The following is a 14714-nucleotide window of genomic DNA, read 5'->3' on the forward strand; positions in this document are numbered from 1 at the left end:
GTAAGGAATTTGCTTCACTGCAAACCTGAGAGTTCATACAGGCAATCGGGAACTTTTAATGTCCGTTGCCTGTCTAAAACTATAAATTATCACGGAGGATAGATTATGGCTTATGGATTAACACCAACAACAGACAGCTCCGCAACCGGGGCTGAATTTCAACCGCCGCAGAACAGCTCAGCGGGGTCCGGTAGCTATCCGGCGAAAACATCGAACGGTCGACGTCTGGTTGAGGTTGAGCCTGCATCTAATACAAGTAGTACAAGCCCAACAGGATTCGATCCGCGCCAACGTGCTTCATTGGATCAACGTACCTCTCAGTGGTTGGAAGAAGTCCAAAGCTTTACAGGCCTGAATGTACCCGATGTAAATCGGGCTGCAAGCAGCGTCGCAACCACAGCGGAATCAGAACCATCGCAGTATTGTGAATCGGAGGGCACTGGCTATTCGGCACCAACATATGTTGGTATAGGTTCATTTGTAAGAAGAGATGCTGTTTCATCTGATGAGGACGTCAGCCACCTGAAGGTGGCCCATGCATCGCCTGCAAACACTGGCAAAGTTTTTGAAAAAAACGGAAAAATTCCTGTTGAGTTTATTAAAGAAATGGCCAACTTAGTGTTAGAGAAAGAAAGATTTAAGCCTGAAGAATTATCCCAATTAAAAGAAGATCAAAATGCCCTGCTAAAATTATTGATACCCAATGATGTAGAAGACGAGCACGGCAAGAGTTACAGTATATTCATAAATTCAGAGGGTTTTGAGGTTGAGGGCGTTCCGGATCCAGAATCTTTAAAGGAGTATACACTGAAGCCAGACATTGAGCCAAAGGTAAAAACAGTTTACTCATTTATGGAGGAGACAGTGAACAGAATAGAAAGCTTCTATGGATTTGGAATCCTGGAAAGTGGTCATCCATTCAAATTCCAACTAGATGTTGATAACAGTAACCTGGGTAATGCATGCGATCCATGTATTACTATTGCACCTGACTGGAACAGTATGATTGATAATTTACATGATTATGATCTGAAATATCTTCTAGAAAATATGAATAAATGCAATTCTAAATTGCTCGACGATTGGCTAAAAATCACCCCATCATGCAGCCTTAATGATGTACGTGATAAATTGAAAATTGTTTTAAGTCCCGACTTATTGAATATGTTCTGTCAGCGGGTGTTCAAGATGATCAATCATTGAGCCACCTGCTCAAAAGGGCTGTTGCGTGCCCTATTGATTAGAACGGCTAACCAGTATGTCATCAAAAAGCTTTTGCGAGAAGGGTATAGTCCATTTACGACGAAGCAAGGATTTGCTGCGTTGAATAGTCAAAGGGGCTCCAGGTAATCGGGAACTTTTAATGTCCGTTGCCTGCCCAAAACCATAGATTATCACGGAGGATAGATTATGACTTACGGAACAACAACTAGCAGCGCTGCAACCAGAGCTGAATTTCAACCGCCGCAATACACTGCAGCGGGGTCCAATAACTGTTCGACAACAACGTCAAATGGTCGAAGTCTGGTTTGGGTTAAACCTGTATCTAATGTAAATCCAACAAGGCAAGATCCGCTCCAATCTGTTTCATGTGCTCAACGTACCTGTGAGAGTCTGGAAGTAATCCCAAATTTTACAGGCCGAAATGCAGCCGATGTAAGTCAGGGTTCAGGCAGCGCCGCAACCAGAGCGAAATCTCAACCACCGCAGAATTGTGAATCGGGAGCCAATGGCTATTCTGCACTAACTTATAGTTATCCAAGTGAATCTTCGAGTTCACCTAATAGTTTTTCAAGAGGAAACATGATGGGCCGAACTCTTGGAATTGGAGGAGAGCCCACAATCTTTCCTACAATTAATGGAATGTTTATTGAAACGAACCAGGGCTTTTATGGTGAAATGTTTATTGAAACGGAGCAGGACTTTTATAAACGTCGGCTGAACGATGATAGTAAAAATCTGACCGATTATAGAGAGCCAGGACCGGCCCAGCCACATTAGTAAAAAACGTTGCTGTAGAAAGGTAAGTGCACAAAAAGCGACAGGGGTTTATTGATCGCACTGCTTCCTCGAGCGATTCATTACTCGTTCCCACACCGGGACCCACAGAGCCTAAAAGCAAGGGAACGAGTTAACCTCATCAATTATTACAACTTTAGAGCATCCACTTCTGCGCCGAAAGCACATAATCAGTCTATGCTGGACAACAAATAACATTGGACTCAACCGGGAGAGAATATTTTGGGAGTTATTGGCCTTTGCAGTCTTGCATTGTTCAAGGTTCTTTTTGGTATTGTCACCTTCTCCGGAGTGATTACCTGGCAAGAGATTCAGTCAGGCCATATTGATACCCGAAGAAGTCCTGGCCAGCTGGCGGCTTACCTTGGCTATCTGACGCAATTGAAGCTGACTGGGAAATCGCCTGAAACTGCTGTTCTGGAGAATATTTTCAAGCTATCAAAGCAAAGGGCGCTGGAATGCAGTGATGGTCATTGTATGTTGGAAAGCCGACTGGCGTTGAATAGTTTTCCTTATTGGCTGGAAGACGACGTAGTACATCTGTTGCTGTTTATATCCGGCAAGGACTGGCAGGAAGAGTTTTTGCAGGAAGAGTCAAACCGGCTGTTAAAGAAAAATCTTGGCGAGTTACTGTCAAAGTACTCTCTGGAATGGTATATCCATGTGAATCCACCTCATAAACGAACGGTGGCGGGTCTGGCTCATGCTCATATCTTCCTCAGGAGTGTGAACTCAAAGGAGATTGCTGATCAGGTCGAGCAGATCTTGCAGTCTGGTCAATAAGGGCGGGATCTCTGGTCGTTCAGTAATGCCCGCCGTGTCCAACAGAGAGTACGGACATGACCCAACCCTGTTGCGGGCCCGGAATACTGTAGAGACCAAAGAGAATCATCATAATGCCGGCAATATTGCGGGTCATGCTGGCTTGTATGACAGACGCCAGTTGTCTTGCAAATAGTCCGGTCAGAAATACAGAGGGCAGGGTGCCCAGCCCAAAAGCGGCCATCAATAAGGCAGACTGAGTCGGGTTATTCTGACTGGCAGACCAGATCAGTGTGCTGTAAACCAATCCACAGGGAAGCCAACCCCAAAGGGCACCCAGGGCCAGAGCATTAGGTGTGCTGCGAATAGGCAGTAGTTCGCTGGCAAGCGGTTGAATGTGTTTCCAGAGGTGTTGCCCCAGCTTTTCCGTTTTCATCAGGCCTTTCCACCAACCGGTGATATAAAGACCCATGGCGATCAGCATAGCGCTGGCAATGATTCGAAGTGAAGATTGCAGGGTTTCGCTGGCATCCCCCAGGAACCAGCCTACTAATCCAAGTAGAAGGCCCGCCAGAGCATAACTGCTGATTCGGCCTGCATGATATGTCAGCATTAACCAGCTGGTTTCAGCTTTTGAGCGCCCTCTGAGGGAAAGGCTAAGGGCCGAGGTGATACCCCCACACATGCCAATGCAGTGAGTACTTCCCAGCAAGCCAAGGGTGCTTGCGGCTAGTAGAGTGGGTACTTCGGTCATGGCTATCTATCTGCTCAGGGTTGTTTATATGCTCAGGGCTTTTTATAGGCTCAGGGCTGTTTCTGATCACTCTTTTTTGGACGGACGACTGGCTTTTGGCGGGCCATCGTCAAAAAGAATACTATGGGCGGGCCCTTCCAGATCATCAAACTGGTCATTATCGACTGCCCACAGGAATATCCTGACAGCAACGGCAATCAACACTACGGCTATAGGGATAAGAATGATCAGGCTTTCCATAGGGCTCTATACCTTCACAGCAACTTGCAGATTATTCGCATTTTCACGATCACTATCCCGGCTGGCAAGTTGTTCTCCCCGGGGAGCAGGCTTTTTGTCTTTGCTCAAACGCAGTGCGTTGCCTACTACCAAAAGAGAACTCAGTGCCATGCCAATCGCAGCCATCCAGGGAGCCACCATAGCGGCCGCTGCCAGGGGCAGGGCCGTCATGTTGTAGCCAAATGCCCAGGCCAGATTCTGGCGAATGATCTTGCGGGTTCGCCTGACCAGGTCAAAGGCGTCAATCAGACGACTCAGGTCATCGGATAGAAGAACGGCATCGGCACTGGTCTTGGCCAGATCTGAAGCATTGCCCATGGCCAGAGAGATGTCTGCGCCGGCAAGAACCGGTACGTCATTAATACCATCGCCCACCATCAGAACATGTTCGCCATCAGCTTGTCGCTGACGAATAAATTGCAGTTTGTCATCCGGACTGGCCTGAGAGTGCCATTGTTCTATGGCTAATTGTCGGGAGACAGCTGCTACCACCGGCTCCTGATCACCACTGAGCAGTGTAACCCTGAAACCGGATTCTTTTAACTGAGCAATGACACGGGCCGCTTCGGGTCTGAGACTGTCTGCCACTTTAAACCAGCACAGTGGCAAGTCATTCTCGGACATCAGTAACCATTGTCCTTGCTGCTCCGGAGGTGCCGGTCTATTTGTTTGACAACAAAAATCGGGACGACCAATTTTGTAGTAATTTGCAGCCACTCTCGCTTCAATGCCCTGTCCGGTATGACTGACGACCTCTTCAGCCCTGAGGTCAGTGGCGACGGCAAAAGCTCTGGCAATCGGGTGTTCCGAATGCGCTTCAATGGCTGAAGCAATGGCGAGCAAATTATCTTCAGAATACTGGCAGCCGGCAACGGGATAAATGCCTTCCATTCTTAAACGGCCCTGGGTCAAGGTGCCGGTTTTATCAAAAACAATGTGGGTGATTTTGCCCAGACCTTCGAGTACATGACCCCGGGTAACCAGGAATCCTAATTTATGCAAATAGCCTGTTGCTGCCGTCAGAGCCGTTGGCGTTGCCAGAGAGAGTGCACAGGGGCAAGTGACGACCAGTACCGACAGGGTGATCCAGAACGCTTCTTCCGCTGCAACACCGGACCAGTAAAAGTAAACGACCGTTGCGGTCACCAGTACCGAAGCTACAAAGTAACCGGCAACACGATCTGCCAGTCGGGCAATGGCAGGTTTGTCCTGCTGGGCATGTTTTAGCAGTCGGAGAATCGCAGACATCCGGGTTTCTTCGCCCACATGAGTGATTTCAATTTCAAGGGCGTTGTCGATATTAAGGCTGCCTCCCATTACTGATTCACCTTTGCTGCGGGCTATTGGCAGATATTCGCCGGTCAGCATGGACTCATCGACACTGCTGCTTCCCTGCACTATAACGGCATCAGCCGGGATGGAATCACCGGGCAATACCCGAACATAGTCTTTGGGTTTCAGATCTTGAAGAGGGACTCGAACATACTCATCACCGTCTTTTTTCAGGCAGCTGGAGGGCAGCAGGTTGCTGAGGGCCCGGGCTGCCCGTGAGGTTGAGTGTCTTGCACGGAGTTCCAGATAGCGACCGGTCAGCAGGAAGAAAGTAAACATTGAAACCGAGTCGAAATACACTTCGCCACTGCCGTTTACCGTTGCCCAGAGGCTGGCAACATAGGCGCCACCGATGGCAATGGAGACCGGTACATCCATGCTGAGATGACGGGTACGGACATCTCGCAGAGCTGCTTTAAAGAAAGGTGCAGCAGAGTAGAGTATCACCGGAGTGGCCACCAGGGCACTGATGTATCGGATCAGATCCCGATAGGGGGCCGTCATGTCATTACTGATCGCTCCGGAGTATAGCGCGATGGCATACATCATGACCTGCATGGTGCCAATACCGGCAATGGCGAGGCGTCGTATAAATACGCGGTTCTCTTTCTTGAGCATGGCTTCCTGACGATCCGCTCGCCAGGGGTAGGCCTTGTAACCAATCTGGTGAATGGCGATCAGAATATCGCTGAGTGGAACCTGTTCATTATTCCAGCTGATCTGGGCTTCATGAGTACTCAGGTTAACAGTGACGTTTTCCACACCCTCGATCAGGCCAATATGACTCTCCAGCAGCCAGATACAGGCAGCACAGGTGATGCCTTCTATCAATAGGCTGGCCTGTCTTTCAGAATCGCCATTGCGGATCACAAAGTCCTGCTGAATGTCATCCCGGTCGTAGAGCTGGAGTTCTTCTTCCAGTCGCTGACTGAGTGCATTGGCTTGCAGACCGGGATCGGTGCGGTGCTGGTAATAGCTGTCCAGACCGCCGGCAATGATGGCTTCAGTCACCATCTTGCAGCCAGGGCAGCACATAGGCTGTTCTACATCTTCAACCATCGCCGTGTAAGGCGGAGTCCCTTCGATAGGCAGGTGACAATGGAAACAGTGGCAACTTTCAGAATGTTTACTCATCCACTCAATCCAAAATGCTTCAGGGTTCAGAGCTGGCTTTTGAGCTACCACGTGGCAGCAGCGCGCTGACAACACCGGCTTTCAGCATCAGAGGCTGATTCAGGCGCCAGCCTGTTTCGTAACCGACTTCAGGAATCAGTTCATCCAGTGTTTCCAGCTGGACATAGGTTTTCCCCTCAACCGCTTCATCAACCTGGCCCACATAGATCTGGGTGGACTGATCACCAGAGATGGAACGGTTGACCATGATGACCTTGTCCTGATCGGCGAATACCGGAGAAAGCAGGCTCAGTTTTAATTGTTTGGGCCACTCACTGATGTCGCCCTTCAGGGTGATTCGGACCTCTCCTGTCAAGTCATCAATCAGCAGGTTGGCACGAATGCCATAGTCCCTGGCGTTGTGATCACGGGTGAGGTCTTCATTGATCTGTTTACCTGTTTTGTAGTAGTCATCGACCACCACACTGTCCTGAATCTTGAACGCATAGTAGGTCCGGTAGCTGCCCCAGACAAAGGTGACGGCCAGTACTCCCAGAATTCCCCATACCCAGGGTTCCTGGTACCAGCGGGTGACGGGTTCATTCTTCACAAGGCTCATAATCGTTATTACCTGTCTTCAGATTTGCGGAGCAAGGAATCGGCTTTCGGCACTCACAGGCTCAATATCCGGCTGATCGCTGCTGATTATAAATTCAATATCGCGGCTGCCGGAATCGATAGAACCCGCAGGCAACACCAGTCGAACTACGTGTTGCGCAACTTCGCCAGCATTGACCGTAAAGCTCATATCGCCTTTGGTACTCAGATCCCCTATGTCCCTGACACTGACGGTCATGGTCAGCGGGCGCTGATCCTTGTTAGCCAGTTTGAGGATATAGGTATTTTCAATGCTGCCATCAGAAGTGGTGCGATAAAGCTGATTGCGGTCTCTGAGAATGTCCAGTTCCAGTGCCGAGCGATTGTTCAGGCTTCCTATGAACAATCCGATCATTGCTAGCAGGGCAGTGGTGTAAGCGATCAGCCTGGGACGTACGAAACGGGTTTTCTTACCTGAAAGCTCATTATCTGTGGTGTAGCGGATCAGGCCTTTTTCGTAGCCCATCTTGTCCATAATGCTGTCGCAGGCATCGATGCAGGCCGCACAGCCTATGCAGCCGATCTGCAGCCCGTTCCTGATATCAATACCGGTCGGACAGACCTGTACACAGACGCTGCAGTCAATACAGTCACCCAGTCCCTGGCTTTTGGGGTCCACACCTTTTTTGCGAGAGCCCCGGTTTTCACCACGGTTATGATCGTAGGCGACCACCAGAGTGTCCCGGTCAAACATAACACTCTGGAAGCGTGCATAAGGGCACATGTGCAGGCAGACCATCTCTCTCAGATAACCTGCATTGCCGTAGGTTGCCAGGGTAAAGAAGCCCAGCCAGAAAAGCGCCCAGGGACTTACCTCCAGGGACAATATATTCGGAACCAGTTCCCGAATCGGAGTAAAGTACCCAACAAATGTGATAGCGGTGGCAACAGAAACACTCAGCCAGATACCATGCTTTGCCAGTTTGCGCAGAACTTTTTCTGCCGACACTGGACCTTTATCCCTGCGTATTCGCTGGTTGCGTTCACCTTCTGTGATCTTCTCCGCCCACATAAATACCCAGGTGAACACACTTTGGGGGCAGGTGTAGCCACACCAGATCCGACCGGCAAACACCGTTATGGCAAACAGGCCAAAGGCGCAGATAATCAAGAGCCATGACAGCAGAATAAAGTCCTGCGGCCAGAAAGTAGCGGAAAAAATATGAAATTTACGCTCTGGCAAGTCGAACAGCACAGCCTGTCGGCCATCCAGATTTAGCCAGGCCGTGCCGAAATACAGAAGGAATAACAGCGCTCCCCCGACGAGCCTGAGATTGCGAAAGTACCCCTGGAAACTGCGAGTGTAGATTTTGTCCGGTTTTTGATACAGGTCAATCAATTCCGGTCCATTGGATTGGATTTTTTGGTCTGACTCTGGCATTTCACTTCACTGCCCTGATGGTCGATACAGGCTGTCCAGCGAACCGAATTCTCCCCTATGAATTTGAGAAGCGGTCCTTCGAACGGCATTTGTTTTTCATTGCTTATAAAAGATGCTATCGGAAACTCGGCATTATTTTACATGATAAAAAAAACCGCAGCCAGATGACTGCGGTTTTCATGACAAGGTGCCAGAAGGTAATTATACCAATCGAACTTTCTAACTCCCTATTGCGCTGAAGATTTGAGCCTTAATCCTGCGTTGCCGATCGTCGCCATAGCTAAGGCTATGACTCCTCACGCCGCCTTGTCTTAAGGCTCAAATCTCCATGCTCATCACGGGAGTTAGAAAGCACGATTGGTATTAGTCCTGCGCTTCTTCGTTGTCTTTGTTGTCTGCGTCCAGACTGAATACGTAGGTAGCGACCAGATGGACTTTTTCACTGCCCAGAATGTCTTTCCAGGCTGGCATTACACCGTTACGACCTTTGCGAATGGTGTATTCCACCTGAGCCTGGCTTGAGCCATACAGCCAGATCTCATCGGTCAGGTCGGGTGCCCCCAGCGTCTGGTTACCTTTGCCGTCGGCACCATGACACACTGCACAAGTCGTGTCATAAATCTTCTTGCCTGCAGTCATTGTGGCCGTGTCTACCTTGTCGATCAGACCTGCATTAGCACGGATGAAAGTGGCAACATCACGAACACCTTTCTCTCCAATCACCGCACCCCAGGCAGGCATCTGCCCGTTGCGGCCTTCCATGATCGTGGTGGTGATGGCGTCAGCCGTGCCACCATAGAGCCAGGCATTGTCGGTCAGGTTCGGGAAGCCAAAAGCACCGGCGGCATCACTTCCGTGACACAAGGCACAGTTGTTCAGGAAGATACGCTCACCCATCTTGACGGCTTTAGGGTTCTTAACCAGCTCTTCGATCGGAGTATCAGCGTACTGGGCAAACAGTGGCTGATAACGGCGATCATGTTTTAGCTGGTGACGTTCCAGTTCACCCGTAGAAGTCCAGCCCAGAAAGCCCTTCCAGTTTCCCAGACCCGGGTAGAGAGCCAGGTAAACAGCAGAAAAGATGAAGGTGGCGACAAACAAAGCCAGCCACCATTTAGGCATGGGATTATCCAGCTCTTCGATACCGTCGTAGGCGTGCCCGGTGGTTTCAGTCGTTGTCTCTTCGCGCTGCTGCTTCCAGGTAGTAAACAGCACATAGATTACAAATGCCAGGCAGGCCAGAGTAAGGATGACGACCCATCCACTCCAGAAACTACTCATCATTATATGGCCCCTTTGTCCTTGTCTGCGTGCTCAGTATTTGCTATGCCACTGGCGTGTTGCGTATTTATATGAGCTTCGTCATCTGCAAACGGCAATGATGCCGCTTCATTAAAGTCGCGCTTTTTATGGCCACTGTACGCCCAGAAACAAACCCCCACAAAGGCGAGCATGGCTAACACAGTGGACAGTCCTCTCAGATCATTAATATCCATGAGTGTCACCGTTTGTTCTGGAGTGCGGTGCCCAGTGACTGCAGATAAGCCACTACGGCGTCCATTTCAGAGTGACCCTTGACAGCGGCAGCTGCACCTTCAATGTCATCATCGGTGTAGGGTACGCCCAGGCTTCTCAGAACTTCCATTTTCTTGCCGGTCAGTTTGCCGTCCAGAACGTTTTCATTCAGCCATGGGTAAGATGGCATGATGGACTCGGGCACGACATCTCTGGGGTTGTTCAAGTGGGCACGGTGCCACTCGTCAGAGTAACGACCACCAACTCGGGCCAGGTCCGGGCCTGTTCGTTTAGAGCCCCACAGGAAGGGATGGTCGTAGACAGATTCGCCGGCTACAGAGTAGTGACCGTAACGCTCTACTTCAGCACGCAAGGGGCGAACCATTTGTGAGTGACAGCCTACACAGCCTTCACGAATGTAGATGTCACGACCTTCCAGTTGAAGGGCGTTGTAAGGCTTCAGGCCTGCCACCGGCTCAGTGGTGGTTTTCTGGAAGAACAGAGGCACGATCTCAACGAGGCCGCCAAAGCTGATGGCTACTACGATCAGTGCCACCATTAAACCAAGATTTTTTTCAACTAAATCATGTTTTTTCATGGTGAACTCCCCCGGTCAGGCCGTCTGTACAGGTGACGCCTGAACTTCACCTTCCTGCTGGTTTTCACTGCCCTGTCTGACAGTGCGGTATAAGTTGTAAGCCATGATCAGAACACCTGCTACGAAGAAGGCGCCACCGATTGCACGGACAACGTAGCCAAAGTGGCTGGCGGTTACAGACTCGAGGAAGCTGTAGGTCAGGGTGCCGTCGTTGTTTACAGCTCTCCACATCAGGCCCTGGGTAATGCCGTTGACCCACATAGCCACAACGTATAGAACGGTTCCGATAGTAGCCAGCCAGAAGTGAGCGTTGATCAGGCCAACACTGTACATCTGTTCACGACCATACACCTTGGGAATCAGGTGGTACAGGGAGCCGAAGGAGACCATGGCTACCCAGCCCAGTGCGCCGGAGTGGACATGACCGATCGTCCAGTCGGTGTAGTGAGACAGAGCGTTGACTGTCTTGATGGCCATCATAGGGCCTTCAAAGGTCGACATACCATAGAAGGACAGGGATACCACCAGGAAACGCAGAATTGGATCGGTGCGCAGTTTGTGCCAGGCGCCGGACAGGGTCATGATGCCGTTGATCATGCCTCCCCAGGATGGAGCCAGCAGAATCAGGGACATTACCATACCCAGGCTCTGGGCCCAGTCGGGCAGTGCGGTGTAATGCAGGTGGTGTGGGCCTGCCCAGATGTAGATGGCGATCAGTGCCCAGAAGTGCACGATAGACAGGCGGTAAGAGTATACCGGACGCTCAGCTTGTTTGGGTACGAAGTAGTACATCATTCCCAGGAAGCCAGCGGTCAGGAAGAAGCCTACTGCATTGTGTCCGTACCACCACTGAATCATGGCATCCATAGCGCCAGCGTAAGCAGAGTAAGACTTGGTCAGGGTGACGGGTACAGAGGCGCTGTTGACAATATGCAGGATCGCAACAGTAATGATAAAGGCACCGAAGAACCAGTTGGCAACATAGATGTGCCTGGCTTTACGTTTCATGATTGTGGCAAAGAAGACAATCGCGTAGCTTACCCAGACAATGGCAATCAGGATATCGATGGGCCATTCCAGTTCGGCATATTCCTTTGAAGAAGTCATGCCCATAGGCAGGGTAATAGCGGCCAGAACAATCACCAGCTGCCAACCCCAGAAAGTAAAAGACGCCAGTCCGGGCATGGCCAGTGGAGCCTGACAGGTTCTCTGAACGACATAGTAAGAGGTGGCGAAAAGGACGCAGCCTCCAAATGCAAAAATAACGGCGTTTGTGTGTAAGGGTCTCAGTCTGCCAAAACTGGTCCAGGGTAGATCGAGATTCAGTTCAGGGAATACCATCTGGGTAGCGATGAACAGTCCCATCCCCATCCCGACGACGGCCCAAACCACCGCCATGATGGCAAACTGCCTGACAACCTTATAGTTATAGGTTGGCTGTATCGTTGCAGTGCTCATGCTCCGTGTTACCTTCGGGTTCTGCTAACAATTATTACGACTTGGAGATAACCTGAGGCTTTGCAACTTTGACCGAAAATCCAGTAACACATTCCAATTTTGGTATTCACTTTGACACTGGGCGCAGTGTTTTCAGAGTCAGGCCAAGGCTATCTGGTCGCCAAAGTCTTCTGAAAAGTAAAGGTGAAACTGTTTTACTGGATTTCAGGCCAGATATTCTTTGCTACTGGCCAGCTCCCCCGGGTTTACGTAAGGCCGTGCTTCCTGCAAATTTTTTGTTAGTAAAAATGCAGTTAACGAGTTGAGTCGGAACGTTGCGCTCATGAGGGCGGCCAAAAAGCTGCGCTCGCGAGTGTTTGATATAAGACAGTTGTCAAATTCATTACCTGACAGAGATCCTCAGGCTCTGGCTGAATGACTTGGGACTGACCTATTACCTTCAGACTCCGAGTGTTTTGATCCTGATCCGATAGTCCTGATCTTGCACACTTCTGGTTATTATCCGGTCCTTATCGGTTGGCAGAGTTTTGTGATACCGCCAAACCCGTCGCAATCATACAGAAATATTACTTGGCCTGCTAATGCTTTTTGGGTATGAATGGCTGCCATGTATTGAAATCTTTTGTGATGGCCTGTTTTGTATAGAGTCTGTCAGGATCGCCATGGGGTCAGGGCTGTATCAGACGAGTAAGATGGGTCATTGCTGTCAATTTCTGCCATTGTCAGAGGATGTTCAGTTTTGTGTCAGTGTCAGCAGAAGCCAGAAGCACAAAAGTCTGCTCTGCATGAGATCTGACTATTGCTGGAAGAAACGCCAGTAGCCGCATAACAACCCAGATGGCTATTGAACTGAACTGTTCGTATTCATCAGAGTGAGTAGGTGATTGCTGTTCCAGAATGTTTATAGATAATTTGCACAGCCCTTTTATAAAGGCCTGTAAGGGAAAGCCAAACATATGTGCAAGTCCAAAATCATGATTTCTATCATCGTCCGCTTTATGAGAAAGTGAATCATTATGGATTTCCTTTGAAGTTTTCATTATCTCTGGATCAGGTCTTTTATTCTGCTTGATATGTGAGAAATAGTTCTGGTACTTATGATCATATCTTGAAATAAAAAAATCCTCCGTCATTTCATACGGCTGCATAGCGGACCAATAGACTATTTCTAATGAGGTTCTATGTAGCCATTTTTCGAACTCTGTATTATCCAACCCAAGAGCTTGCTGTAAGCTTATTGTATCGGTTGCATAATATCCCTGGACAAAATGCTCAAGAATATCTCCGATAAATCTTTTTACATCTTCAACAGCTGTAGGGTTTTGGTAATGAAACTCATGGGATAAACGTTTTCCACGGGCATAAACAATAACAATGGCAACGATATTATCCATAAGAGCATTAAAAAATGCTAACAGGTTTCCGACTTTTGGAAAGAAATTAACATTCAAAGCATTTTCAGAGGACAGGCAGTGCAACCGCCTTTCACCACCCCTATCAGGAACAAATATTTGGCTGTCACCAAGATCTCTCAGACCGGACCAGGATAAATCTGAGCGTTCAGTGTCTTCTACCCAGTTACAAATTGATCCGGGAAAAGCTTCATTTTTGCCATATCCATAAGAAATCAGTTGCCCTAAAGTCATCCACTTTGACAGACCTGACCAGTCAACACATAAGTCTTTACTATGCTGCGATTTAATAAGGCCATCGAATGACAGTCCGTATCTTGCATACTTCCCTATATCAATAGCAGATTTTTTTAACCCTTCTTCGGACCTGTAATGAGGGTTTTTGGAATTTGTTGGATCTAATTGGCACGCATAATTAGTGCCTGTCAGAAAACCCAGCACAATTCTGACTGACATCCATTCATAGCGACTGAACTTTACTGCTACGGCAAGCAAAGGCTATTTCTTATACTCATTTGTGTGAAATATAAACAAAAACACCCTTTCCAAATCGTGCAAAACCCTCATGCATAGCACGATAAAACAAAAACTGACCGGTAACAGGCTGGAAAGCTATTGACGATCTCTACTCAGAAAAATTTTACCTAATCGCTTTAGATTGCTGGCAACAACAGCCAGCGCAACGGGGAAAAAAAAATGACACCCATAAATTTGTTTTCTTCAGGAATAGAGCCATTAAAATAGGTGAATTTGACAAAATACGGCAATGCCGTATACTTCTAATCTATGATTTTCATCGAAACAAGTAAATTTACCAAGATACTCTCTTATTATTTGTCAGATGATGAATACAGAATGTTGCAATGGCACCTTCAGGAGAAACCTGATTCTGGTGACATTGTTCGTGGTAGCGGAGGTGTCCGTAAAGTACGTTGGGCACCAGAAGGTAAAGGTAAAAGTGGTGGCGTTAGAGTAATTTATTACTGGAAAAAGAGTGACCATGAAATATGGATGCTCACAATGTACAGTAAGTCTGAACAAGCCTCTATACCCGGCCACATACTTAGAAAGATTGCGGAGGCTATCGTAAATGAATGATCGTGATATCGGCCAAGAAATTCTTGATGGTATAGAAGAAATTAAGGCTTTTAAATCAGGTAAGGGAAAGTTGAAAACTTCTACTCTTTCAGAGCCATCTCCAGCCAAAGAAATTCGACAAAAATTACAACTTTCACAATCAGCATTTGCTGGTTTCATGGGAGTGAGTATCAGAACCATTCAAGACTGGGAGCAAGGCCGTAGAACGCCACAAGGTCCGGCAAAAGCCTTGCTCAGAATAGCAGAGCAGTGTCCTGAAGTATTTCAAGAGTTACGCTAACCCATAGAAATAAAAAGGACATCCATAAATTTGCTTTATCATCCACCTGGTCTACT

At 48.5% G+C, this 14714-nt stretch carries 15 protein-coding genes; 5 read left to right on the forward strand and 10 right to left on the reverse strand.

From position 1 onward, the window contains the following. The first annotated feature begins 105 nt into the window (after nucleotides 1-105). The 3 genes from ACOMHB_RS10560 (at nucleotide 106) to ACOMHB_RS10570 (ending at nucleotide 2802) form a co-directional block, all read left to right on the forward strand. The gene (locus tag ACOMHB_RS10560; protein ID WP_448216584.1) at nucleotides 106-1203 is read left to right on the forward strand and encodes a hypothetical protein; all 1098 of its coding nucleotides are present in this window, start codon (nucleotides 106-108) and stop codon (nucleotides 1201-1203) included. Between the two features lie 207 nt (nucleotides 1204-1410). Then, nucleotides 1411-2001, forward strand: a complete 591-nt coding sequence (locus tag ACOMHB_RS10565) for a hypothetical protein (RefSeq protein WP_448216585.1) — start codon at nucleotides 1411-1413, stop codon at nucleotides 1999-2001. A 270-nt stretch (nucleotides 2002-2271) separates the two neighbouring features. Further along, entirely contained in the window at nucleotides 2272-2802 is a 531-nt protein-coding gene (locus tag ACOMHB_RS10570) for a DUF3605 domain-containing protein (protein WP_448216586.1), read from the forward strand. Nucleotides 2803-2821: 19 nt separating this feature from the next. On the opposite strand, the gene ACOMHB_RS10575 is transcribed toward ACOMHB_RS10570, so the two are convergent. The 10 genes from ACOMHB_RS10575 to ACOMHB_RS10620 all read right to left on the reverse strand — a co-directional run bounded on the left by ACOMHB_RS10575 (nucleotide 2822) and on the right by ACOMHB_RS10620 (nucleotide 13775). Then, nucleotides 2822-3535 carry a sulfite exporter TauE/SafE family protein gene (locus ACOMHB_RS10575; protein ID WP_448216587.1) on the reverse strand — a complete coding sequence of 238 codons (714 nt, stop codon included), beginning with the start codon at nucleotides 3533-3535 and terminating at the stop codon, nucleotides 2822-2824. A gap of 66 nt (nucleotides 3536-3601) precedes the next feature. Beyond that, entirely contained in the window at nucleotides 3602-3775 is a 174-nt protein-coding gene (ccoS, locus tag ACOMHB_RS10580; RefSeq protein WP_422133221.1) for a cbb3-type cytochrome oxidase assembly protein CcoS, read from the reverse strand. A gap of 6 nt (nucleotides 3776-3781) precedes the next feature. Further along, nucleotides 3782-6280, reverse strand: a complete 2499-nt coding sequence (locus tag ACOMHB_RS10585) for a heavy metal translocating P-type ATPase (protein WP_448216588.1) — start codon at nucleotides 6278-6280, stop codon at nucleotides 3782-3784. A gap of 19 nt (nucleotides 6281-6299) precedes the next feature. After that, complete coding sequence (locus ACOMHB_RS10590; RefSeq protein WP_422133223.1) at nucleotides 6300-6878, reverse strand: FixH family protein; 579 nt, start codon at nucleotides 6876-6878, stop codon at nucleotides 6300-6302. A gap of 18 nt (nucleotides 6879-6896) precedes the next feature. Beyond that, complete coding sequence (gene ccoG / locus ACOMHB_RS10595; RefSeq protein WP_448216589.1) at nucleotides 6897-8297, reverse strand: cytochrome c oxidase accessory protein CcoG; 1401 nt, start codon at nucleotides 8295-8297, stop codon at nucleotides 6897-6899. Nucleotides 8298-8660: 363 nt separating this feature from the next. Next, nucleotides 8661-9581 carry a cytochrome-c oxidase, cbb3-type subunit III gene (gene ccoP / locus ACOMHB_RS10600; RefSeq protein WP_422133225.1) on the reverse strand — a complete coding sequence of 307 codons (921 nt, stop codon included), beginning with the start codon at nucleotides 9579-9581 and terminating at the stop codon, nucleotides 8661-8663. Continuing rightward, nucleotides 9581-9793, reverse strand: a complete 213-nt coding sequence (locus ACOMHB_RS10605) for a cbb3-type cytochrome oxidase subunit 3 (protein WP_422133226.1) — start codon at nucleotides 9791-9793, stop codon at nucleotides 9581-9583. Before ACOMHB_RS10605 ends, ccoP begins: the two co-directional genes overlap by 1 nt. 5 nt (nucleotides 9794-9798) lie before the next feature. Further along, nucleotides 9799-10410, reverse strand: coding sequence for a cytochrome-c oxidase, cbb3-type subunit II (ccoO, locus tag ACOMHB_RS10610; protein ID WP_422133227.1), 612 nt, complete (start codon nucleotides 10408-10410; stop codon nucleotides 9799-9801). A 15-nt stretch (nucleotides 10411-10425) separates the two neighbouring features. Next, on the reverse strand, nucleotides 10426-11868 hold the full coding sequence (gene ccoN / locus ACOMHB_RS10615; RefSeq protein WP_448216590.1) for a cytochrome-c oxidase, cbb3-type subunit I: 1443 nt from the start codon (nucleotides 11866-11868) through the stop codon (nucleotides 10426-10428). 722 nt (nucleotides 11869-12590) lie between these two features. Beyond that, nucleotides 12591-13775 (reverse strand): hypothetical protein, encoded by a 1185-nt coding sequence (locus tag ACOMHB_RS10620; protein ID WP_448216591.1) that lies wholly within the window; start codon nucleotides 13773-13775, stop codon nucleotides 12591-12593. A gap of 291 nt (nucleotides 13776-14066) precedes the next feature. Here ACOMHB_RS10620 and ACOMHB_RS10625 point away from each other — a divergent pair, with 291 nt between their 5' ends. Both ACOMHB_RS10625 and ACOMHB_RS10630 read left to right on the forward strand, forming a co-directional pair. After that, a complete protein-coding gene (locus ACOMHB_RS10625) occupies nucleotides 14067-14378 on the forward strand; it encodes a transcriptional regulator (protein ID WP_448216592.1) in 312 nt (103 codons plus the stop codon). Further along, nucleotides 14371-14658, forward strand: a complete 288-nt coding sequence (locus tag ACOMHB_RS10630) for a helix-turn-helix domain-containing protein (RefSeq protein WP_422133231.1) — start codon at nucleotides 14371-14373, stop codon at nucleotides 14656-14658. The genes ACOMHB_RS10625 and ACOMHB_RS10630 overlap by 8 nt, the downstream gene beginning before the upstream one ends. Nucleotides 14659-14714 lie beyond the last annotated feature (56 nt).

The sequence above is a fragment of the Endozoicomonas sp. 2B-B genome, from assembly GCF_053470045.1.